Annotated in this window: 21 protein-coding genes; 11 read left to right on the top strand and 10 right to left on the bottom strand. The window is 71.2% G+C overall.

Annotated features, from left to right (window positions below; genetic code table 11):
- A partial coding sequence (locus AC07FN_RS05275; RefSeq protein WP_478394483.1) for an HNH endonuclease signature motif containing protein occupies positions 1–345 on the top strand: 345 nt, incomplete at its 5' end.
- Between the two features lie 296 nt (positions 346–641).
- Complete coding sequence (locus AC07FN_RS05270; RefSeq protein ID WP_478394482.1) at positions 642–1,364, top strand: class I SAM-dependent methyltransferase; 723 nt, start codon at positions 642–644, stop codon at positions 1,362–1,364.
- A gap of 8 nt (positions 1,365–1,372) precedes the next feature.
- Here the strand turns inward: AC07FN_RS05270 and AC07FN_RS05265 are convergent, their stop codons facing one another.
- Entirely contained in the window at positions 1,373–2,134 is a 762-nt protein-coding gene (locus AC07FN_RS05265; RefSeq protein WP_478394490.1) for a phosphotransferase family protein, read from the bottom strand.
- A gap of 140 nt (positions 2,135–2,274) precedes the next feature.
- Here AC07FN_RS05265 and AC07FN_RS05260 point away from each other — a divergent pair, with 140 nt between their 5' ends.
- On the top strand, positions 2,275–3,816 hold the full coding sequence (locus AC07FN_RS05260) for an MFS transporter (RefSeq protein ID WP_478394481.1): 1,542 nt from the start codon (positions 2,275–2,277) through the stop codon (positions 3,814–3,816).
- A 7-nt stretch (positions 3,817–3,823) separates the two neighbouring features.
- Here AC07FN_RS05260 and AC07FN_RS05255 read toward each other — a convergent pair whose 3' ends face one another.
- Both AC07FN_RS05255 and AC07FN_RS05250 read right to left on the bottom strand, forming a co-directional pair.
- Complete coding sequence (locus AC07FN_RS05255) at positions 3,824–4,579, bottom strand: lipoate--protein ligase family protein (protein WP_478394480.1); 756 nt, start codon at positions 4,577–4,579, stop codon at positions 3,824–3,826.
- Positions 4,580–4,614: 35 nt separating this feature from the next.
- Positions 4,615–5,727 carry an NAD(P)/FAD-dependent oxidoreductase gene (locus tag AC07FN_RS05250; protein ID WP_478394479.1) on the bottom strand — a complete coding sequence of 371 codons (1,113 nt, stop codon included), beginning with the start codon at positions 5,725–5,727 and terminating at the stop codon, positions 4,615–4,617.
- A gap of 385 nt (positions 5,728–6,112) precedes the next feature.
- On the opposite strand from AC07FN_RS05250, the gene pqqC reads away from it, so the two are divergent.
- The 4 genes from pqqC (at position 6,113) to AC07FN_RS05230 (ending at position 10,668) form a co-directional block, all read left to right on the top strand.
- A complete protein-coding gene (pqqC, locus tag AC07FN_RS05245; RefSeq protein WP_478394478.1) occupies positions 6,113–6,808 on the top strand; it encodes a pyrroloquinoline-quinone synthase PqqC in 696 nt (231 codons plus the stop codon).
- A complete protein-coding gene (gene pqqE, locus AC07FN_RS05240; protein WP_478394477.1) occupies positions 6,799–8,163 on the top strand; it encodes a pyrroloquinoline quinone biosynthesis protein PqqE in 1,365 nt (454 codons plus the stop codon). The genes pqqC and pqqE overlap by 10 nt, the downstream gene beginning before the upstream one ends.
- Positions 8,163–9,032, top strand: coding sequence for a pyrroloquinoline quinone biosynthesis protein PqqB (gene pqqB, locus AC07FN_RS05235; protein ID WP_478394476.1), 870 nt, complete (start codon positions 8,163–8,165; stop codon positions 9,030–9,032). The genes pqqE and pqqB overlap by 1 nt, the downstream gene beginning before the upstream one ends.
- 79 nt (positions 9,033–9,111) lie before the next feature.
- Positions 9,112–10,668, top strand: coding sequence for a DNA polymerase domain-containing protein (locus AC07FN_RS05230; RefSeq protein ID WP_478394489.1), 1,557 nt, complete (start codon positions 9,112–9,114; stop codon positions 10,666–10,668).
- Here AC07FN_RS05230 and AC07FN_RS05225 read toward each other — a convergent pair.
- Positions 10,665–11,879, bottom strand: a complete 1,215-nt coding sequence (locus AC07FN_RS05225; RefSeq protein WP_478394475.1) for an MFS transporter — start codon at positions 11,877–11,879, stop codon at positions 10,665–10,667. The two genes, AC07FN_RS05230 and AC07FN_RS05225, sit on opposite strands and share 4 nt — an antisense overlap.
- Positions 11,880–11,882: 3 nt before the next feature.
- Between AC07FN_RS05225 and AC07FN_RS05220 the strand changes: the two genes are divergently transcribed.
- Positions 11,883–12,626, top strand: a complete 744-nt coding sequence (locus tag AC07FN_RS05220) for an AraC family transcriptional regulator (RefSeq protein WP_478394474.1) — start codon at positions 11,883–11,885, stop codon at positions 12,624–12,626.
- Between the two features lies 1 nt (position 12,627).
- Here AC07FN_RS05220 and AC07FN_RS05215 read toward each other — a convergent pair whose 3' ends face one another.
- Together AC07FN_RS05215 and AC07FN_RS05210 are read right to left on the bottom strand one after the other, a co-directional pair.
- Positions 12,628–13,872: an FAD-dependent oxidoreductase gene (locus AC07FN_RS05215; protein ID WP_478394473.1), complete on the bottom strand. Its 1,245-nt coding sequence runs from the start codon at positions 13,870–13,872 to the stop codon at positions 12,628–12,630.
- A 19-nt stretch (positions 13,873–13,891) separates the two neighbouring features.
- A complete protein-coding gene (locus AC07FN_RS05210; protein ID WP_478394472.1) occupies positions 13,892–15,139 on the bottom strand; it encodes an MFS transporter in 1,248 nt (415 codons plus the stop codon).
- A 213-nt stretch (positions 15,140–15,352) separates the two neighbouring features.
- Between AC07FN_RS05210 and AC07FN_RS05205 the strand changes: the two genes are divergently transcribed.
- The gene (locus AC07FN_RS05205; protein WP_478394471.1) at positions 15,353–16,237 is read left to right on the top strand and encodes a LysR family transcriptional regulator; all 885 of its coding nucleotides are present in this window, start codon (positions 15,353–15,355) and stop codon (positions 16,235–16,237) included.
- 42 nt (positions 16,238–16,279) lie between these two features.
- Positions 16,280–17,464, top strand: coding sequence for an esterase-like activity of phytase family protein (locus AC07FN_RS05200; protein WP_478394470.1), 1,185 nt, complete (start codon positions 16,280–16,282; stop codon positions 17,462–17,464).
- Between the two features lie 6 nt (positions 17,465–17,470).
- Here the strand turns inward: AC07FN_RS05200 and AC07FN_RS05195 are convergent, their stop codons facing one another.
- Positions 17,471–18,208: a dienelactone hydrolase family protein gene (locus AC07FN_RS05195; RefSeq protein WP_478394469.1), complete on the bottom strand. Its 738-nt coding sequence runs from the start codon at positions 18,206–18,208 to the stop codon at positions 17,471–17,473.
- Positions 18,209–18,364: 156 nt separating this feature from the next.
- Here AC07FN_RS05195 and AC07FN_RS05190 point away from each other — a divergent pair, with 156 nt between their 5' ends.
- On the top strand, positions 18,365–18,517 hold the full coding sequence (locus AC07FN_RS05190; protein ID WP_358565011.1) for a hypothetical protein: 153 nt from the start codon (positions 18,365–18,367) through the stop codon (positions 18,515–18,517).
- Between the two features lie 131 nt (positions 18,518–18,648).
- Here AC07FN_RS05190 and AC07FN_RS05185 read toward each other — a convergent pair whose 3' ends face one another.
- From AC07FN_RS05185 to AC07FN_RS05175, 3 genes are read right to left on the bottom strand one after another with little or no spacing between them, the layout of a single operon-like run.
- Entirely contained in the window at positions 18,649–19,182 is a 534-nt protein-coding gene (locus AC07FN_RS05185; protein WP_478394468.1) for an ATP-binding cassette domain-containing protein, read from the bottom strand.
- Positions 19,179–20,081: a MetQ/NlpA family ABC transporter substrate-binding protein gene (locus AC07FN_RS05180; RefSeq protein ID WP_478394467.1), complete on the bottom strand. Its 903-nt coding sequence runs from the start codon at positions 20,079–20,081 to the stop codon at positions 19,179–19,181. Before AC07FN_RS05180 ends, AC07FN_RS05185 begins: the two co-directional genes overlap by 4 nt.
- A 19-nt stretch (positions 20,082–20,100) precedes the next feature.
- The gene (locus AC07FN_RS05175) at positions 20,101–21,318 is read right to left on the bottom strand and encodes an SfnB family sulfur acquisition oxidoreductase (RefSeq protein ID WP_478394466.1); all 1,218 of its coding nucleotides are present in this window, start codon (positions 21,316–21,318) and stop codon (positions 20,101–20,103) included.
- Positions 21,319–21,755: the final 437 nt, after the last annotated feature.

The raw sequence follows: 21,755 nt of genomic DNA, 5'->3' as shown, positions 1-21,755 counted from the left end.
CCCACCCACATCCGCGTCGCGCTACTCCGCCGCGATGGCGTGTGCGCGTTCCCGGAGTGTGACCGGCCGCCAGGGACACCGGAAGCGCACCACGTTCGGCACTGGGTCGACGGCGGAGCCACCGACCTGGACAACATGGTGATGCTCTGCGGCCACCACCACCGCACGCTCCACAACCAACGCTGGGACATCGCCATGCGCGACGGGAGGCCCGAGTTCGTCCCACCGCCCACAGTGGACCCCAGACGAACACCCAGACCAGGCGGCACAGCACTACCCACCCGGCACCGCGAGTACCTCCGGGAACTCATCCCCGCACCACGGGACCCGGCGGGCGAACCATGACGCCCGGATGCGATTCAAGCGGACGGTGGCACGACGCCGCCCGCTTGAATCGCAGATTCTTGTCGGAGCACCGCTCCCCTTGCTGACCAACCGCGCCGCTACCGCTTGCCTCTTCCGATGCCTTCGGACGCAGCGTCGCCCGTGGCACAATTGATCGGTTTGCCGGGAGTCGTCTCGGTTTCGGTGCTCACGATGCGAAAACTCCCGGACCGTGTCGCGACCCGCCCGTAGGAGGTCGCACCGGCGTGGGCAAGGAATGATCTGATCCGCGAACGGCAACTGTCGGAAGGATGCTCATGGAGTGGACGAATGACGCGGCGATTCGCGAATGGGCCGCGATGCCCGATGCGGTACTGGATCAGATGGAGCCAGAAGGCGACTTCTGCCGCCGCCATTTGCTGAACGCCTCTTTACTGCGATTGCTGGGGCCGCTCGATGGCGTTCGGGTGCTCGACGCCGGGTGTGGTCACGGGTATCTCAGCCGGATACTGGCCGATCGCGGCGCCGAGGTGGTCGGCGTCGAGCCCGCCCGGGCGCTCTACGACTACGCCGTCAAGAAGGAGGCGGCGCAGCCGCGCGGCATCCGGTACGTGCAGGCCGACCTGTGCGATCTGCCGGATCTCGGCGGGCCTTTCGATGCGGTGGTTTCCAACATGGTGCTGGCAGCCATTCCCGACTGGTCGACCGCGATGCGGGCCTGCGTCGAATCGCTCGCGCCCGGCGGCGTTTTCGTCTTCTCCGTCAACCACCCGTGCTTCGAGCAATTGGCGCCGACCTGGCGGCAGCACGGCGAGTACCGCATCCGGGAGTACCTGCGCGAGTACCCGATCGAGCAGGCCCACGCACCCGACTTCCACCGCACGCTGTCGACCTACCTCAACGAGCTGACGAGGCTCGGCTGCCGACTGCGCGAACTGGACGAGCCAGGGCTCGACCCGGCCGTCGCGTCACCCTCCGACGGCACCGAGGCGTACGTCGAGCTGCCGGACTTCCTCCTGGTCGCGGCGGAACGCCGCTGACGGCCCGGTCAGTCGAGAAGCCTGCGAACGACGCCGTCCAATCCCGAGCGGACGGCGTCCGGCAGGGCGTTGTCCAGACCGTGGACGACTTCGTGCCAGGGGCCGAGCCGATGCCACAGGAGGGCTCGGTCGTGGAGTCGCCGGGTCACTCCGTACTCCTCCGCAAGCGCGGCGGCGAACTCCGGTGGTGTTCCGTGCAGCGCCCACGCCAGGTCGATCGCGCCGTCGCCGACGTGCGCGTCCGAGAAGTCGATGACCCCGGACAGACCGGTTTCCTCGGACAGCACGTGTTCTGGGCCGAGGTCGCCGTGGACCACGGTGTCGGCGGGCAGCGTTTCGAAGGCGTCCAGCAGGGCCCGGGCCGCTCCGTGCAGTTCAGCGGGAACCAGTGGCAGTACGTCGGCCCGGAACCTCTCCACTAATTCGGCGAGCTCGCGGCCAGCCGGTTCTGGCCTCTGCAAACCATGACGGACTGCCTCGGCCGGGTCTACGGCGTGCAGCGCTCGCAGAAAGGCTCCCAGCTGGCGGCCGTGCTCGGCGGTGGGCTCCGAAAGGGGCTCACCGACCACCAATTCGTGCCGGACCACCAGCGGTTCCGTCGCCACCACGTGGGGTTCTGGCACGTCGAGCGGCAGCTGCGGCGCTAGCCATGGCATCAACTCGGTTTCCATGCGCAGGCGATCGGCGACTTCCGGTCTCCGGGGTCTGCGCTCGATCCAGCGTCCTTCAACCAAGGTCGCCGCACTGTCCCAGCCACCGTCGATGTTCACCGGTTCCGCCACACCACTCTCCACCGTTTCAGTAGAGCACGGGCATCCACCGATTAAATCCGGTTGCGGTCGTTGTCAATACTCACGACGACAGCGGGACGGCATCGCGGGAGCGGTCGCCTGAGGAAAGGGTTTCGAGCGTGGATACGACACCGAGGGCAGGACGCCGTGAGTGGATCGGGCTTGCGGTTCTCGCCTTTCCGACCCTCCTGCTGTCGTTGGACATGAGCGTGCTGCACCTCGCGGTGCCGCACCTCGCCGCCGATCTGCGGCCCACCAGCACCGAGCTGCTGTGGATCATCGACAGCTACGGCTTCATGATCGCCGGCCTGCTGGTCACCATGGGCACCCTCGGCGACCGGATCGGGCGCCGGAAGCTGCTGATGATCGGCGGCGCCGGGTTCGGCATCGCGTCGATCGCCGCGGCGTTCGCTCCCAGCCCCGCGATGCTGATCGCGGCGCGGGTGTTGCTGGGCGTCGCCGGGGCCACCCTGATGCCCTCGACGTTGGCGCTGATCAGCAACATGTTCCAGGACATCCGGCAGCGCAGCACCGCCATCGCCGTCTGGATGAGCTGCTTCATGGGCGGCATGGTGATCGGGCCGGTCGTCGGCGGCGTGCTGTTGGAGAACTTCTGGTGGGGCTCGGTCTTCCTGATGGGCGTGCCGGTCATGATCCTGCTCCTGGCGACCGCCCCCGCGCTGCTGCCGGAATACCGCGATGAGAACGCGGGCAAGCTGGACCTCGTCAGCGTGGGGTTGTCGCTGGGCACGATCCTGCCGATCGTCTACGCGCTCAAGGAACTCGCCAAGTACGGGCCGCAGGTGCCGAACATGCTGGCGCTGGTCGCCGGGATCGCTCTCGGCGTGGTCTTCGTGCGGCGGCAGCGGCGGATCGCCGATCCCATGCTGGACCTGCGGTTGTTCCGGGTGCGCACCTTCAGCGCCGCGCTGGGCATCGTGCTCGTCGGCGCGATCACCATGGGCGGCATCTTCATGCTGGTCAGCCAGTACTTCCAGCTGGTCGCCGGGTTGTCGGCGCTGGAGGCCGGCGTGCTGATGATGCCGCAGGCCGGCGCGGTGGTGGTCGGATCGCTGATCGCGCCGCGGCTGGCCAAGCGGTTCCGGCCGGAGTTCGTGCTCGGTTTCGGCATGCTCGTCGCGGCCGCCGGGATTCTGCTGTTCACGCTGGTCGACGCCGGGAACGGGGCTGTACTGGTGACCATCGGCATCTCGTGCGCGAGCTTTGGCATGGGCCCGCAGGGCGTGCTCTGCACCGAGATGGTGGTGGGCTCCGTGCCGCCGCAGAAGGCGGGCGCGGCGTCGGCGATGTCGGAGACCAGTGGCGAGTTCGGCATCGCGATGGGCATCGCATTGTTCGGCAGCCTCGCCACCGCCGTCTACCGCGGCGTGGTCGCGCTCCCGCCGGACCTACCGTCCGGCATCGCGGCCGAAGCCGCGGACGGGATGGCCGGCGCGGTGACCGCGGCGGGACGGCTGGCCGATCCCGAAAGCGTCCTCGGACCGGCTCGGGACGCCTTCACCAGCGGTTTCCAGGTGGTTTCGATCGTCAGCGCGGCCGTCGTCGCGCTGTTCGCGGTCATCGGCATGGCTCTGCTGCGCAAGCGCTCCGGCGCGCAGGCGGAACCGAAGGCCAGCGAGCCGGAAGCGGCTGCGGTGTGAGGCGAGCTCAGCGATCCGCGACGCGGTGGTCCGCCACCAAGTCGCGGGCCTTGCCGATCAGAACGTCCGTCAAGTGCGCCGGGACGAGGCCGTACCGCTCGTCGTAGGCCGCGACGACATCGGCTTCGAACTCGTCCAGGGACGCGCCGGGCGACTCGGCGGTCACCGACCCCACCGAGTCGTCGTCGAAGGGCAGCTCCAAGTGCCGGTAGACGTCGGTCAGCAGCCGCCGCAGCAGCTCGTCGTCGCCGAAGATCGCCACCGCGCTGAACAACCAGGCACCGCGCACCATCCGCTGCGCGGTGCCGACCAGCTTCACCCGGCCTCGCGCGTTCACGCTGTGCGCGCCCGGGCAGTACTCCCCCGGCACCGCACCGACCTGCGCGCCGACACCGTGCTTGCGCAGCACGTCCGCCCACAGCTCGGCGTAACCCACGAACCGCTCGTCCATGCCAGCCAGGTAGCCGGGGTCGGGGCCGACGTGGTCGACCACGAGCGAGTGCTCGGTGTAGGCCACTGCGCGGCCGCCTGGGGCGCGCAGGACCGGCGTGAACCCGGCGTCCCGGACGGCGCGGACGGCGGCGGGGAAACCCGGCAGCAGGGTGTCGCGCCGGCCGAAGGCGACGACGCGGGTGTCCGGCCGGTACACCCGCACGGCCGGCCCCGCCTCGCCGCCGCTGACGCGGCGCAACATCGCATGCGCGACCGCGACCTCCAGTGCCTGGTCCGAACCGACGCCGAGCGCGCCGCGAAAGAGCTCCACGCGCCGATTCTACTGGCCGGAAATCACCGGTCCGGCTACAGCGAGGTCGGGATGACCGGGTACCGCTCGAAGAGGATCGTGCCGCGCACGATGGCTTCCTTGTACAGCGCGGCCTTCCGGCCGGTCAGCACCACTTCGCGCGGGCTGTCGTCGGCGTGCACGAACTGGACCAGTGCGTCTCGCCTGCCGAGGCTGATGCACTGGTTGAGGTAGCGGAAGCGGATCGGCCTCAGCGTCCGCCCGGCCAGCCGATCGGCGATCGCCCGGGCGGCATGCTGCGCCGACGGAAGCCCGGTCGCGCACGCCATCCGCAGCTTCTGCCCGCTCCGCATGCGCACCGCCGCCGCGTCGCCGATCCCGGTCACCTCCGGGTGCGAGACCGACCGCAGCATCTCGTCCACGACCAGCCTGCCCTGCTCGTCGACGGCGAGACCGGCCTCGCGGGCAAGCCCTGGCACCGTAAAACCGGTCGCCCACACCACGGTGTCGGCGCCGATGTGCTCACCGCCGGCCAGCACAAGCCCGTCCTCGCGCACCTCGGAAACCCTCGCGTGTTCGAGCACTTCGACGCCGAGCCGGTCGAAGGTGCGCCGCAGGTAGTCGCGTCCACGTCGGGAGAGCCCGGCGCCGAGGTCGCCCCCGTTCACGAGCCGGACCTTCAGGCCGGGATGCGCCTCGGCCAGCTCGGCGGCGGCTTCGATGCCGGTCAGCCCGCCGCCGACCACCGCGACGGTGGCGCTGTCGTCGATGCGTTCCCGCAGCCGCACGGCCTCGTCGGCGGTGGCCACGGTGTAGGCGTGCTCCGCGACGCCGGGCACCGAATCCATGTCCGCCGCACTGCCCAGTGCGTAGATCAGCACGTCGTACCGCACGGCACGGGCCGAGTTCGCCAGCCGCACGGCCTTCTCCTCCGCGTCGATCGCGGTCACCCGGTCGACGACCAGGTGCACGCCGGTGCCCGCGATCAGGTCCGCCAGCGGCAGGTCCCGCAGCCGCTGCCCGGCGGCGAGCTGGTGCAACCGGACCCGCTCGACGAACCGGTCCTCGGCGTTGATCAACGTCACCGCGGCATCGGTCCACCGAGCCACGAGCTTCGCGGCGGCCAACCCGGTGTAACCAGCCCCGACAACCACAACCCGAATAGCCATGATCCCGTCCTCCCAAGGTCTGCGCTGCCACGCGCGAAGGAGGAACGGGACACCGGACCGAAGTGTGACATCATGTGACTCAGATCACTGATGCAGGCAATAGTCGGATTATTTCATTTCTCGGATTCGCCGGTGCGAGCCGCAATTCCGGCGTTCGGGGTATTGGTTGCGGCGGTCGTGTTGTCCGGGTGCCGAAATCTTGATCTCGGCCGCGCGCCACTTGTACGGTTCGGGTTCGCTTGTTCTCCTTGCGAATTGGAGGTTTCGCGATGGCCGCTCCTTCCGAACCCGCCCCCGCTCCCGCGCCGCCGAGCTGGACTCCGCCGCTGGTCGAGCAGTACGAGACCCGTCCCGAGGTCACCGCTTACGCGCACGACGGCAATCGGTGACGCAGCCGCTGGCCGAATCCGAATTCCAGGAATCGCTGCAGCGGTTGGCGAATCGCTACTGGGCGCACCACCCCTTTCACCTGCGGCTGCACGATGGCCGCTGCAGCGCCGCGGAAGTTCGGCTCTGGGTGGCCAACAGGTGGTACTACCAGCGGCACCTGCCGCAGAAGAACGCGGCCATCGTGGCGAACTGCCCGCTGCCCGAGGTGCGGCGGATCTGGGTCGAGCGGATCGCCTTCCAGGACGGGGCCGGTGATGCCGACGGTGGCCTGCACGACTGGCTGGTGCTCGGCGGGGCCGTCGGCCTGCAGCGGGACGAGGTGGTCGACGAGCGGCACGTGCTGCCCGGTGTTAGGTTCGCCGTTGACGCGTACCTGGACTTCTGCCGCCGGAAACCGTGGATCGAGGGCGTGGCCGCGGCGCTGACGGAGATGTTCTCGCCCGGGCACATGGCCGACCGGATGGCGGCCTGGAAGCGCCACTACGACTGGATCGAGCCCGGCGGCCTGGCCTACTTCGAGCGCCGCATCCCGGCCGCCCGCGCGGACAGCTCCATCACGCTCGGGGTCGTGCTGAAGCACTGCGTGACGCGCGAGCAGCAGGACGCCGCGGTGCGGGCGCTGTCGTTCAAATGCGATGTGCTCTGGGCGATGTTGGACGCCATCGACTACAAAGGACAGTCATGGGCGTGACCGTCGACAGCCGCCCCGGGTTGCGGCGCGGGGTCCGGTTCGTCCGCGACCGGGTCCGCGGCAAGCACGCCTTGCTGTACCCGGAAGGCGTGCTGCTGCTCAACGACACGGCGGCCGACATCGTGCGCCGGTGCGACGCCAGGCGCACGGTCACCGACATCGCCGTCGAGCTCGCCGCCGCGTACCAGGGCGCCACCGCCGAATCCGTGCTCGAACTGCTCGCGGACCTGGACCGGCGCCGCGTGCTGGGCGCGGAGCCGGTCGGCGTCGCGGAGTCCGGACAGCAGCCGGGAGCGGCGCGGGCCGGTTTGCCCCTGGGGCTGCTGGCCGAGCTGACCTACCGGTGCCCGCTGCAGTGCACGTACTGCTCGAACCCCCTGAACCTGGCCGACTACCGGGACGAGCTGGACACCGGGACCTGGTTGCGCGTCATCGAGCAGGCCCGGTCCATCGGCGTCCTGCAACTGCACCTCTCCGGCGGCGAACCAGCGTTGCGCCGCGACCTGGTCGACCTCGTCGCGGCCGCCCGCGAGCACGGCATGTACACGAACCTGGTCACCAGCGGTTTCTCCCTGCCGCTGCGGCGGTTGCAGGAGCTCGCCGCCGCGGGCCTCGATCACGTCCAGCTGTCGGTGCAGGATTCCGCCGCGACGTCCGCGGACGTCATCGCCGGCCGCCGGGCGCACGACCGCAAGCTGGACGTCGCGCGCAGCATCATCGCGGCCGGGCTGCCGATGACCGTCAACGCCGTGCTGCACCGCGGCAACATCGGGCGGCTGCTCGACATCGTCGAACTCGCGGCGGGCTTCGGCGCCGAACGCGTGGAGCTGGCCAACACCCAGTTCTACGGCTGGGCCTTGCGCAACCGCGCCGCGCTGATGCCCAGCCGCGAACAGGTGCAGCAGGCCGACGCCGACGCGGCGGTGGCCCGCGAGCGCTACGGCGACCGGCTGGAGATCGTGTACGTGGCCGCGGACTACTTCAGCCCGCGCCCCAAGCCGTGCAACTACGGCTGGGGCAACCGGCAGCTCGCGGTGGCGCCCAACGGCGACGTGCTCCCCTGCCCCTCCGCCGCCCAGCTTCCCGAGCTGGACGCGCCGTCGGTGCGCGATTCGGCGCTGGCTTCGATCTGGTTCGATTCGGCGGCGTTCAACCGCTTCCGCGGCACCGGGTGGATGCCGGATCCCTGCCGCAGCTGCGCGCTCAAGGACGTCGACTTCGGCGGCTGCCGCTGCCAGGCCTACCAGCTGGTGGGCGACGCGGCCGCGACCGATCCGGCCTGCTCGCTGTCCGAGCACCACGACCTGGTCCGCGCCGAGTTCGAGCCGCGGCCCGCCGTCCCGAGGCGGATGTGATGCGGGTCCGCATCCTCGGCACCGCCGCGGGCGGCGGCCTTCCACAGTGGAACTGCGGGTGCCGGAGCTGCAGCCGGGCCGCGGAACTCGGCGTGGCGCGCAGCCAGGACTGCCTGGCGATCAGCGGCGACGGAGCCTCCTGGTACCTGGTGAACGCCTCGCCCGACCTGCGCACCCAGCTGCTGGCCAGCCCCGAACTCCGGCCCGCGCCGGGCACCCGGCGCACGCCCCTCGAAGGCGTCCTGCTCACCAGCGCCGAGCTGGACCACACCCTCGGCCTGCTCACCCTGCGCGAAGCCGCCCGGCTGCCGATCTACGCCACCGCGACCGTTCACCGGGCTCTGCGGCAGGCCTTTCCGATCGCGGACGTCATCGGCAACTACACCGAGGTGCGGCAGGAGATCATCGCCGACCGCCGACTGCTGGCCGGCGGTCTCGCGGTCGAGGCCGTCGGCGTCAGCGACAAGCGCCCCCGCTACGCCCGCGAGCTGTCCGGAACCGGCTGGGCCGTCGCCTACCGGTTCACCGGCTCCGGCCGCAGCCTGGTGTACGCGCCGTGCCTGCCCGCCTGGAACGACGCGTTCGAGCGGATCATCGACGGCGCCGACGTCGTGCTCCTGGACGGCACCTTCCACACCGAGGACGAGCTGACGCACGCGTCCGGCAGCGATCGCCCCGCGCGCAGCATGGGGCACCTGCCGATCCGGGCCGCCCTGCCGGAGATCGCCCGCCACCCGGCGACGCGCTTCTTGTTCACCCACCTCAACAACACCAACCCGCTGGCCCACCCCGACGCGCCGGAGCTCGCCGACGTGCACGGGGCCGGCGCGGAGATCGCCGCCGAAGGCCAGGTCCTGGTGCTGGACTGACCGTCCCCGATTTTTGCTCGCGCCCGATATCGGGTATGTGGGAGACGTGACCGACGAGCGGCTGGCGAAGTACCGGGAGATGCGCGACTTCACCCGCACCGCCGAACCGAGCGGCGACGGCGAGGCGCGCGCGACCGGTGACCGGTTCGTCGTGCAGCGGCACCGGGCCCGCCGCCGGCACTACGACCTGCGGCTGGAGCTCGACGGCGTGCTCGTGAGCTGGGCCGTGCCCAAGGGGCCGACGCTGGACCCGGCGGCGCGGCGCATGGCGGTGCAGGTCGAGGACCACCCGATGGAGTACGCCGATTTCGAGGGCACCATTCCGGCCGGCGAGTACGGCGGCGGCGACGTCATCGTCTGGGATCGGGGCACCTGGGATTCCGTGGACGAGGATCCGGCCGCCGCGATCGAGGCCGGGACCCTGCACTTCGACCTGCACGGCGAGAAGCTGGCGGGCCGGTTCGTGCTGGTGCGGCGCGGCGAGAAGCAATGGCTGTTGCTGCACAAGAAGGACGAGCACGCCGAACCCGGCTGGGATCCGGAGGACCACCCGCGGTCGGTGAAGAGCGGCCGCACCAACGAGGAGGTCGCCGACGCACCGGAGGCGATGTGGCGCAGCGACCTCCCGCCATCGGAGGCCGAAATTCCCTTGGGCACCAACACATCCCGCGCGGCGGCGCAGCGGTGGGAGCCGCCCACCGCGGGCGAGCTGGCGGCGCTCGACGAGCTCGGCGCCAAGGGCCGCTGGCGGCTGGCCGGGCGGGATCTCGCGCTGACCAACCTCGACAAGGTGCTGTTCCCGGGCCACGACGGCGAGACCCCGGTGACCAAGCGCGACCTGATCCGGTACCACGCGCTGATCGGCCCGGTGATGCTGCCGTACCTCGCCGACCGGCCGCTGAACTCGCACCGCTTCCCCAACGGCGTGGACCAGCCCGGCTTCTGGCACAAGGAAGTCCCGAGCCACGCGCCCGGCTGGCTCCGCCGCTGGCGCTACGAGGGCGCCGAGCCCGGCGACACGCAGTGGTACCTCGTGCCGGACAGCGTTCCCGCGCTCGCCTGGCTGGCCAACTACGCGGCGCTGGAGCTGCACGCGTGGACCTCGCGCACCGCCGACGTCCTCCACCCGACCTGGGCGCTGTTCGACATCGACCCGGGCAGCCGGACGACGTTCGACGAGGTGCTCGTCCTCGCCCGCCTGCACCGGACCGCGATGGAGCACCTCGGCGTCGAGGCCCGCCCGAAGGTGACCGGGCAGCGCGGCATCCAGATCTGGGTGCCGGTCGAACCGCGCTACACCTACGCGGAGACCCGGGCCTGGGTGGAGAAGGTGTCCAAGGCCGTCGGCGGCATCGTCCCCGAGCTGGTCAGCTGGGCGTGGACGAAGCAGGACCGCCGCGGCCTGGCCCGGCTGGACTACACCCAGAACGTCATCAACAAGACGCTCGTCGCCCCCTACAGCGCCCGCCCGCGGCCGGGCGCGCCGGTGTCCGTGCCGCTGGAGTGGGACGAGCTCGACGACCCGGACCTGGCCCCGGACCGCTGGACGATCCGCACCGTCCTGGACCGGATCGCGACGGTCGGCGACCCGTTCTCCGCACTCCTCGGCGTCGAACAGCGGCTGCCGCCGGTCTAGCGGGCCGCCGCGACCTCCAGGGCGGCCGGCTCGTGCAGGGTTCGCCCGAGCAGCCACGCGATGACCGGGAACACCAGCAGCGTCGTCAGCGCCGTTTGCAGCGACGTCGCCTCGGCGATCGCGCCGAGCACCGGCGTGGCGACGCCTCCGACGCTCACCGCGAGGCCGAGCGTCACGCCGCTGGCGGTGCCGACCAGGTTCGGCAGGTAGTCCTGGCCCAGCGTGACGTGCAGCGAGAACGGGATGTACAGCAAGACCGCGGCAAGCGCCACGAAGACGTACATGGAGACACCGGGCGCGTAGACCACACCGGCGACCGCGGGGATGGACGCCGCGTACGACAGCCGCAGGGCGCGGATGCGGCCCCACACCGTGGCCAGCTTGCCGCCGAGCACGGTGCCCGCCGCTCCGCCGGCGAACAGCACGAACAACGCCGCCGCGCCCGCGGTCTCGCCGCCGCCCACGCGCTGCTGCACCCACAGCGCGACGAACGCGCTCAGTCCGATGTAGACGATCGACCGGGCGATGACGATTCCCGTCAGGCGGACGAAGACCGGCCAGTCGTCGCGGCCCCGATCCGCCTTGGCGCCGCCGGTCGCCGCGGAACCGGCGATCAGCGAGCGGAGCACGGCGGTGGTCACCAGCCCGCCGAGCAGGGCCGGGATGATCAGCCACGGCGAGGCCGGCAGGCCGCCCGCGGCGAGGATCGGGGTCACCACGATCGGCGCGAGCGCGAAACCGATGTTGCCACCGAGGGAGAACCAGCTCATCGCCAGGTGGTTGCCGCCGGAGGCGGCGCGCGCGAGCCGGGCCGCCTCCGGGTGGTAGGCCGCCACGCCCAGCCCGGACAGCGCGACCGCCAGCCACGTGAGGACGTACGAGTCGCCGACCCCGCACAGCGCCACGCCCAGCCCCGCGGTCACCATGCTCACCGGGATCAGCCACGGCATCCGCACCCGGTCGGTGAGCGCCCCGAACACCGGCTGCACGACGGACGACAGCAACGTCGCCGCCAGCACGATGCCGGACACCGCGACGTAGCCGTACTGCCGCTCCAGCACCAGGAACGGGACGACGGCAGGCACCGCCCCCTGGTAGATGTCCACGCCTGCGTGCCCGACGGCCAGCAGACCAACAGATCGAGTTCTTCCTCGCGTCACGGTGCGATCGTCCGGCAGGCGGCGGTTGTCCCGCTTCCGATAAACTGCCATGTTGTGTCGAGAATCCGCCACACGCCGCGGGCGCCCACCGCGCTGCGGTTCCTGCCGCCCGGCTCCGAAGTGGATGCGCACCGGCACGACGACAACCAGATCGTCTACGCCGGGCGTGGCGTCCTGTCGGTGACGACGGACGCGGGCAGCTGGATCGCCCCCGGCACCCGCGCGGTGTGGGTTCCGGCGGGGACGGTGCACGAACACCGCGCCTACGGCGAAACGGACCTCCACACCGTCGGCCTGCCCACCACCGACAACCCGCTGGGGCTGACCTCGCCCGCGGTGCTGGCCGTCGGTCCGCTGCTGCGCGAGCTGATCCTGGCCTACACCGGGGAGAACGACTACGACGCCGCCGAGCGGGACCGCATGCGCTCGGTGCTGCTCGATCAGCTGCGCCGGGCTCCGCAGCAGCCGGTGCGCCTGCCGACCGCACGCGACCCGAGGCTCGCCGCGGTGTGCGCGATACTCGCCGGGGATCCGGCCGATCAGCGCACGCTTGCCGCGCTGGGCGCGCAGGTCGGGGCCAGCGAGCGCACGCTCAGCCGCCTGTTCCGGGCCGAGATGCGGATGACCTTCCCGCAGTGGCGGACGCAGTTGCGGCTCCACCACGGGCTGCGACTGCTGGCCGAAGGCGAAGCCGTCACCACGGTGGCGCACCGGACGGGCTGGGCGTCCACGAGCGCCTTCATCGAGGTGTTCCGCCGCACCTTCGGCCACACGCCGGGCGATCGGCGCAACCGCTGAGTCATTCGGGCAGCCGGGCGCCCTGACGGTTGAGCTCGGCCCGCACCGCCTCGGTACCGGCGTCGCCGCCGGCTGCGGTGAAGGCGGCCGCGACACCGGCCGCGTGCCCGGTGGCGAACGCCGTGCCCATGGCGCGCAGCGACGCGCCCGCGCCGCGGTCGCCGTCGACGGTGCGACCGGCGGCGAAGAGGTTCGGCGTGTCCCGGCTGTGCAGGACGTCCAGCGGAATCCCGTAGAAACCGGGGTCGCCGATGAACTTCCACTCCGACGGGATGCCCGGGCCCGGGTGGTACTCGATCGGCCAGGCGCCGATCGCGACCGCGTCGTCGACCGGGCCGGGCTGGAGCACCTCCTTCTCCGTGAACCGGTACCGGCCGACGAGGTGCCGGGACTCGCGGGTGCCCATCTCCGGCCCAGTGCTGACGATGTACGCCCCGCCGCAGCCGGGCAACGAGCGGACCACCTGCAGGTACGCCTGCGCCTGCCGCCGGGCGCCGATCTCGGCGCGGGTGGTGTCCGCCGCGCTGCGCGCGTCGTAGCCCTCGTCGGCCAGGTAGGTGATGAGGTCGCCGGAGATCGGCATCCGCGCGATGAGCCCGCTCTCCGCGGTCAGGTCGGGCGCGCCGGCCTTCTTCGCCGCGCGCACCGCGGCGCCGATGGCCTCCCTGGTGACCTCGGCGTCCACGGGGATGCCGCCGAAGCGCACCCCGAGCGTGCCGTTCTGCACCCAGCCGTCGTTGCCGTAGCGGACCTCCGCCCCGGCGTGGTGGGCCAGGTCGGCCTCGCCGGTGGCGTCCACGAAGGCCGTCGCGGTGAACTCGTGGATCCCCGAGTGGTCGGCGACGCGCACCGCGGTGACCCGGTCGCCTTCGCGGTCGGCGCCCAGCACGTGGGTGTGCAGCAGGACGTCGACCCCGGCCTGCGCGCACAGCTCGTCGAAGACGCGCTTGACGCTCTCCGGGTCGAAAACCGCCGCCACCGCGGTGAACCTGGTCGGCTCGCTGATCGCGCCCATCACGCGCAGCGCCGTGATCACCTCGTCGGCGACGCCGAAGACGGCCTGCTGCTTGTCGTCGCGCGTGTAGAGGCCGCAGTAGGTCACCACGTTGCGGAGGGTCGCCGCGCCGCCGAGGCACGGCCCGCGCTCGATGAGCAGGGTCCGGGCACCGGCGCGGCTGGCCCCGATCGCGGCGGCCACCCCGCCGGATCCACCGCCGGCCACGATCACGTCGTAGTGCTGGGTCACGTTCGCTCCACTTTCCTCGTCAAGCAACAGCTTTGGCGGTGTCGCCGGTCTTGTCGCCGGCCGGCGGGACGGCGCCGTGCTCCCGCACCCCGAGCATCAGCACCATGCCGAGCAGCGGTCCGGCGGCGAGCGTGGCGAAGGCCAGGAAGAACGATCCGGTGGCCTGGAAGACGACGCCGAGCACCACCGGCACGATCGTGCTGCCGAGCTGCCAGAACGCGTTGGTGGCGCCGGCCGCCGAACCGGCCAGCCGCACCCCGGAGAGGTTCGGGATGAGCGCGACCATCAGCGGGCTGTAGACGTAGGCGGCGATGCCGAGGAACGGCGCGATCCACATGAACGCGGTCAGGTTGGTCGCCGTGCCGAACAGCAGGAGGGTGACCACGAAGGCGCCGAGCACGATGATGGTCAGGACCTTGCGCTTGCCGCCGAACACGTCGCTGATCACGCCGATGAGCGGCTTGGCCACCACCGCCGCGATGCCGAAGATCGCGACGACCGCGCCGGCCTGCACCGGGGAGACGTGACTGCCCTTGATCATCAGGGCGTTGGACCAGGTGATGAAGCCGTAGGTGCCCCAGAGCCCGCCGAACCCGGCCAGCCCGAGCAGGAAGAGATCCCGGTTGCGCAGCAGCGAACCCAGCTTCGGCACCTCCCGCGCCGAGGATTCGGCGCTCTCGGATCCGTTGCGCAGCAAGAAGAAGCACAGCACCGCGACGACCATCGAGGCCGCACCGAACACGTGGTACGAGGTCTGCCAGCCGGAGGACTCGATGAGGCTCGGCACGATCGCGTTGGCGATCACCGTGCCCAGCGAGGTGGCGGTCATGAAGATGCCCATCGCCAGCCCGCGGTCCTTGGCCGGGAACCACTGCGAGATCAGCTTCACGCCTGCCGAGTAGTCGCACCCGGCGAACACGCCGATGCAGGCCTGGAACGCGATGCCCATCGCCACCGAGGTGGTCTCGCCGAACAGGATCATGAACCCGCCGGCCACGAACAGGGTGGAGGCGATGACCATCCGCCCGCCGAGCCAGTCGGTGAGGAAGCCGCCGCCCGCGTTGGAGATGACGTAGCCGACGTAGTAACCGGTGGCGAAGACGCCGAGCCCGGCCAGCGAGACCCCCAGGTGCTCGCCGACCGCGACAGACGCAGGTCCCCACGTGGAACGGTCCACCGCGGTCATGGTGAACGCCGCCCAGGACAACAGGAGCACGACCCATCGGTACGGGTGGCGCACTCCGCTGGCGGTCGGGATGGGACTCATCGTTGAGCGCTCGCTTTCTGCGATCCGGTTGCGACGTCCTGCTCATGAGGCAGAGGTTCGGCGCACCGAGACTGGTGCGCCGCCCTGCCACCGACGAGGATTCCAGATAGGACGTGCGACTTCGGGAAGTACACCTTCTTGACAGCGTGACGTCCAATACCACCTAATCAGATAGGCCATGCTTCGCAGGCATGACTACTGCATGGAGGTGAAATGGAACTGCGCCATCTGCGGTACTTCGTCGCCGTCGCGAGCGAGCGCTCGATGTCCCGTGCCGCGGAGCGCCTGCACCTGACGCAACCGTCGCTGAGCAGGCAACTCCGCCAGCTCGAACGGGACGTGGGCGTCACGTTGTTCGAGCGCACGCCGACCGGCACGACCCTGACCCCGGCGGGCATCGCCCTGCACCAGCACGCGCTCCTCCTGCTGCGCCTGGCCGACGCGAGCCGCGACGCGGCGCATTCGGCGAGCGAGCACACCCGCGAAGTCGTCGACATCGGCATCCCGCCGGGGCTGGCCGCCGACTGGGTCCTGGAGACGCTGGCGGCGCTGCGCGCCGACATCCCGCACGCGTCGGTGACGCTGACCGAAGCGAGCAGCACCGACCAGCTGCGCATGGTCCGGGAGGGACGGCTCGATCTGGGACTGGTGCACGAGCGGCCACTGGCGCTGCGCGGCACCCGGCTCTTCGACCAGGCCTTCGGGATCGCGGTGCGGGCCGGGCACCGGCTGGCGGGGCGCAGCACCTGCCGCGTCCGGGATCTCGACAACCTGCGGCTCCTGGCGCACGGCCGCGAGCAGGTGCCGGTCGCGCACGACCGGCTGATCGTCGCGGCACACGACGCGGGCGCCGTCCCGCTGTGGCGGTTCGCGCAGTTCTCCGAGCACGCGCTGGCCTGCGCCGAGGCGACCGAGGCCGAGGCGGTGCTGCTCACCGAGCACTCCGCCCGGCGGCTGCTGCCCGGCTGGCCGTGGGTGCCACTGGTCGACCCGCCGCTGGAGCTGACCACCTGGGTGGTGTGGCAGGCGAGCACCCGGCCGGTCGTCGAGCAGGTGGCGGAGTTGATCTCGCGCCGCGCGGTTCGCCCGGTGGAGTGATCGAGCTGGCGCTGCCGAGGGGCGCCCGGTTGGCTGCTGATCATGCGAACCCGAACCCCATCGGCGGTGCTCGCCGCTGCCGCCGCGCTGTGCCTCGTCCCCGCCGCATTCCCCGCCGCGGCAGCGGAATCCGACTCGGCCCGGCTGCTGGGCACCTACGTGGTGCCGCACGACCTGCAGGTGGACGGCACCCCGGTCGGCGGACTGTCCTCCGTGGACTACGACCGCCGCAGCGGGGACTTCGTCTTCGTCAGCGACGACTGGTCGGACTACGCCCCGGCCCGCTACTACCGCGCCACCGTCTCGGTGACCGAGGACGGCGTCGGCGACGTCACGTTCACCGGCGCCCGGATCTTCCGCCGCCCGGGCGGCACGACCTACCCGACGATCGACACCTGGCGCGAGGAGCAGCACCGGACGCCGCGCGCCCTGCGGAACGTCATGGGCACCGTGGACCCGGAGGAACTGCGGGTCGACCCGCTCTCCGGCGACGTCGCCTGGACCAACGAGGGGCAGCGCAACGTCCCGGCCGACGGCTCGGCCCGCGGCACGGTGCTGCTCGACCCGGCGCTGCGGATCTCGCACCGCGACGGCTGGTACGTGCGGGACCTGCCGACCGCGCCGAACGAGAAGATGACGATGGGCGAAACGGGCCCGCGCGTCAACGAGACCTTCGAGGGACTCGCCTACACCGCCGACGGCATGCGGATCGTCTCCGCGCTGGAAGGCCCGTTGGAGCAGGACGGGCCGCCGGCCAACGCCGACCACGGGGCCTTCAGCCGGATCACGGTGCACGACCGGGCGGGCCGCCCGATCGCCCAGTACGCCTACCCGGTGGAACCGCTGTTCGCGCAGCCGCAGCCGCCGAACGACTGGAACACCAACGGGATCTCGTCGCTGCTCGCCGATGAGCAGCCGGGCCGCTTCCTCGCGCTGGAGCGCGGCTACGCCGCCGGCGTCGGCACCAAGGGCCGCATCTTCGAGTTCAGCACCGACGGCGCCGACGACGTGATCGACCGGCACTCGCTGGCCGACGGCAGGTTCCGCCCCGTGCAGAAGGAGCTGGTGGTCGACCTCGACGAGATCGGGCTGCCCTACACCGACAACGTGGAGGGCATCAGCTGGGGACCGCGCCTGCCCACCGGCGAGCGGGTGCTGCTGGTGGTCAGCGACAACAACTTCTCGGCCCGGCAGCAGACCCAGCTGATCGCCATCGCCGTCCCCTGACCTGGTTCACGACTTCAGGTGCTCGGCGAAGAAGTCCTCGATCCGCCGCCAGGCGTCGGCGGCGGATTCGGGGTGCGGTCCGGCACCGGAGATCCGCAGGAGCGGGCGCATGATCCTCGGCGCGTTCTCCGCGTCGTTGAGGAACGAGTGGCCCGCCTCCGGGTATTCCTTGACGTCGTGCGGGATTCCGGCCCGTTCGAGGGCGGCGTCGAGCTTCGCCGCGGCGCCCTTCAGCATCCCGTCGCGGCCGCCGTAGCTGCCGACGACCGGGCAGGCCTCGGCGAGCGCGCGGTCGATGTCCTTGGGCAGCTGGCCGTAGTTCGCCGAGGCCGCGTCGTAGATGCCGCGGCCCGCGGCGACCAGCGCGAAGGAGCCGCCCATGCAGAAGCCGATGAGGCCGACCTTGCCGGTGCAGTCCGGCCGGTCGGCCAGCTCGGTGCGGGCCGCCTCCAGGTCGGCGTAGGCGCGGCCGCGACCGGACAGCGCCGCGCGCATGGTCGGGACCAGGCAGCGCCGGGTGCCGCCGTCGGTGAACAGGTCCGGCAGCAGCGCCAGGTAGCCGGCCTCGGCCATCCGCTCGGCCTGCCGCAGCATGACGTCGTCGACGCCGAACGCCTCGTGGACGACCACCACGCCGGGCCACGGGCCGGGCCCGGCCGGCTTCGCGAGATGACCGGTCAGCTTCCGGGAACCGCCGAGGGCGTTGCTGCGCGGGGTCAGGTCGATGGCCGTGGGTGCGGGCACGGAGTCCTCCGGGAATCTGCGGTGCGCTGGCTGATCAACACGACGATACGGCGGATCCCGGCCCGCGGGTGACGCGCGTCGCACTCCGATCTCCGGCGTCCGGGCACATCCGGTTGGCATGCTGATGTTGTCCTGAGATCCCGACCGGAGGGAAGCATGAGCACCGAACCCGACCGTCCCAGCAACGAGGCCGAGACGGGGAGGCACAGCCACGCCGCGCCGGAAGGCGCCGGGGTGCACCCGCTGATCGACCTGTCCCGCGATCCGCACCCGGGCGTGCCCGACCACGCCAAGCCGGACGAGGACTGACCAACACCACGAGGGGGGCACGCGATCGAGGCTGATCCCGCGGTCGCCGCCCTGGTCTCGGGAAACGCGGACCGGTCAGCGCGGCGCGTTGCGGAACGCGCCCCGGTACGCCGCCGCTGGGTGGCGGGGGTTCAGGCGCCCGTGGTGCTCGGCGAATGCCCCCGCCGCCGACCAGGCCCGCGATCGCCGAGTACGAGACGAAGCTGACCACCATGATCGTGATGGATCCGGCCAGCGCGGGCCGGGCCTCCACCAGCAGCGTCGGCCTTGTCGGAGAGGTCGACCACGGCGAGGGCCTCCGCGACCCGGGCCGCGCGGGCCGCCTTGCCGACCCCGGCGATGCGCAGGGCGAGCTCGATGTTCTGGGCGGCGGTGAGGTTGGCCAGCAGGTTGAAGTGCTGGAAGATCATGCCGATCTTGGTGCGCCTGCGGCGCAGCGCCTCCTCGTCCAATGTGGTCAGCTCTTCGCCGTCGACCAGCACCGCGCCGGAATCCGGGCGCTCCAGCAGGTTGATCAGCCGGACCAGCGTCGACTTGCCCGCGCCGGAGAAGCCGATGATCCCCTGCACCGAGCCGCGCGGCACGTGCAGGTCGACGTCGTCGACGGCGGTCAGCGGGCCGTCCGGGCCCGGGAACCGCTTGGTGACACCTCGCAGCGTGATCAACGTCCGCCGTCCTTCCACCACTGGCCGAGCTGGGCCCGCGGGTCCTCGGTCCACGGCAGCGGCGCCCAGTCGCCGTAGAACTTCAGGAAGAAGTCGCGGACCGGCGGGCTCTGCAACGCGGCCTGCAGTGCCCGCGCCTTCTCGGAGCCGGCCTCGTCCGCTCGCCCGCCGACGATGATCCGGTACGGGATGGCGTCGACGTCCTTCTCCCGCAGCAGTGCGTCGTCTTCGACGGCCAGCTTCATCTCGATCGCCTGGCGGGAGAACAGGAATCCGGCGTCGACGTCCGGCAGGGTCTGGGTGAGCGTCTGCTGGTCGACCTCGACGAACGAGTAGCGGTGCGGGTTGTCCACGATGTCGCGCTGGCTGGTGGTGACCACCTGGGCGCCGTCGTGCAGCTTCAGCCGGCCGGACTCGGCCAGCAGGTGCAGCGCCCGGCCGTTGTTCGCCGGGTCCACCGGCAGCGCGATCCGCGCGCCGTCGGGCAGTTGCGAGATGTCGTCGTAGCGGGTGGAGTACAGCCCGGCCGGGGAGCCGACGACGTAGAACAGCGGAACGACGTCGGTTCCGTTGTCGCGGTTGAAGGTCTGCAGGTAGGCGCCGTGCTGGAAGAAGTTGAAGTCCGCCTCTCCCGAACTGACCGCGTGGTTCGGCTGCACGATGTCGGTCACGTAGCGCACGTCCAGCTGCCAGCCGCCGGCTTCGAGCTGCTTGCGGGCCAGTTCGAGGGGTTCGTGGTACGGCGGGCTGTCGGTGGCGACGATGGTGATGGTGCGGTCGTCGGCTGCGGCCCCGCCGGCGAGCCCGCAGCCGGTCAGGGCCGCCACCAGCAGCCCGATCAGCGGGATCAGCCGCAGCGCGCGGAGGGTGGGGCGGGAACTGTGGTGCGGTGGGGACACTTTCTCGATGCTCTCTTCGTCAGATCTGGCCGTGCCGGGGAGGGCGGGTGCCGTTGAGGACGTAGCGGCCGATGTGCTGGACCTTCCAGCGGACCGGGTCGTGCAGGGTGTGCGTGCGGGCGTTGCGCCAGTGCCGGTGCAGGTTGGTCTCCGCGAGGCTCGACCTGGTGCCGGAAACCTCGAACAACGCGCTGCTCAGCTCGACCGCGACGCCGTCGGCGAACACCTTCGCGGTGGCCACCGCGATCGACGCCTCGGCCGCGGAGTCGGCGTCGAGGTCGGCGCGTGCCGCGTCGAGCGCCGCACCCGCCTTCTCCAGCAGCGCCTCGGCGGCGCGCAGCCGGACCGCGAGTTCGCCGAAGCGCTGGATGGTGAGCGGATCCTCCGCCGCCCGCTGGACTCCGGCTTCTCCCCAGGGACGGCTGCGGGTGCGCACGAACTCGGCCGCGTCGGCGAGCGCTCCCCCGGCGATGCCGACGTCGATCGCGGCGTGCAGCGCCTGCGCCAGCGCGCCGTGCAGTTGCGGGCGGTCGAACGTCAGGTGGTGCGGCACGATCCGGTCCGCGGGAACCCGGACCTGGTCGAGCTCGACGGTGCCGCTGGCGGTGGTCCGCTGGCCCATGCCCGCCCAGTCGTCGACGACGGTGACCCCGGCGGCGTCCCACGGCACGTAGGCCACCTGCAGCCGGTCCCGGTCGTCCTTGGCGAGCACCGGGATCCAGTGCGCCAGCAGGGCACCGGTCGAGTAGGCCTTCTTGCCTTGCAGGACGAAACCACCGTCCACTGCGGACGTCAACCTGGTCTGGATCTCCTGCACCGTGCGGCTGCCCGCCTCCGACTGCGCGTTGCCGAACCGCTTGCCGGCCAGCACCTCGGAGAAGAAGAACTGCCGCTGCTCGGCGGTGCCGTTCTCCCGGAGCACGTTGACGTAGGCGAAGTGGCTCTGCGGGATCTGCGCGATGTTCGGGTCGGCGGCGGCCAGCAACCGGAATACCTCGACCAGGGTCCGCGCCGCGACGTCGGCGCCGCCGTGGCTGCGCGGCACGGTGATGCCCAGCAGGCCGCTCGCCGACAGTGCGTCGAGCTCCTCGTGCGGGATCAGCCGTTCGCGGTCGCGCTCGGCGGCACCGGTCGCGAACCGCTGCGCTAGCCGCGCCGCCAGTTCCAGCGCCTCGGCGTCGTCGCGCACCAAGCCCGCAGTGCCCGGTTCGGCACCGACGGGCGGAGAGACTGACATCAAGAACTCCTCGAGTTGTGCGAATCGGATCGCGCCTGCGCGACCGGGCGCCTTAGCCGAGCAGCTGGCCGAGCGAACCGTCGCCCTTGGCAGCAGCCAGCGCATGACGCGGCAGCGCACGCAGACGTGCGCCGTCGGGGCACGAGGCCGCAATTCACATCGTGCGAAAAAGGGGAATCGGCGGGGAATTCCACCGGCGCGGAGAAGGGAGGAGATCAGAAGTCGCGACAGGCCTGCGCGCCGACGCGAACCAGGTCGACGTGGCGGCGCTTCGTGAGCCTGTCTGCGGAGAACACGTATTCATGCCACCAAAAACGGGCACCCGTGTCAACGGACGCACCATGCTTCCCACCTGACGGACGCACCTCATCAAGAGTCCTTTTTGGACAACAAAAGGGCCGTGAGCACTTTGTGCCGCTATAGCACAAAGTACTCAC

The organism is Saccharopolyspora sp. NPDC045941, assembly GCF_056431445.1.
Note: the sequence above shows the minus strand (reverse complement) of the source record. Positions and strands in the feature narration are given on the sequence as shown.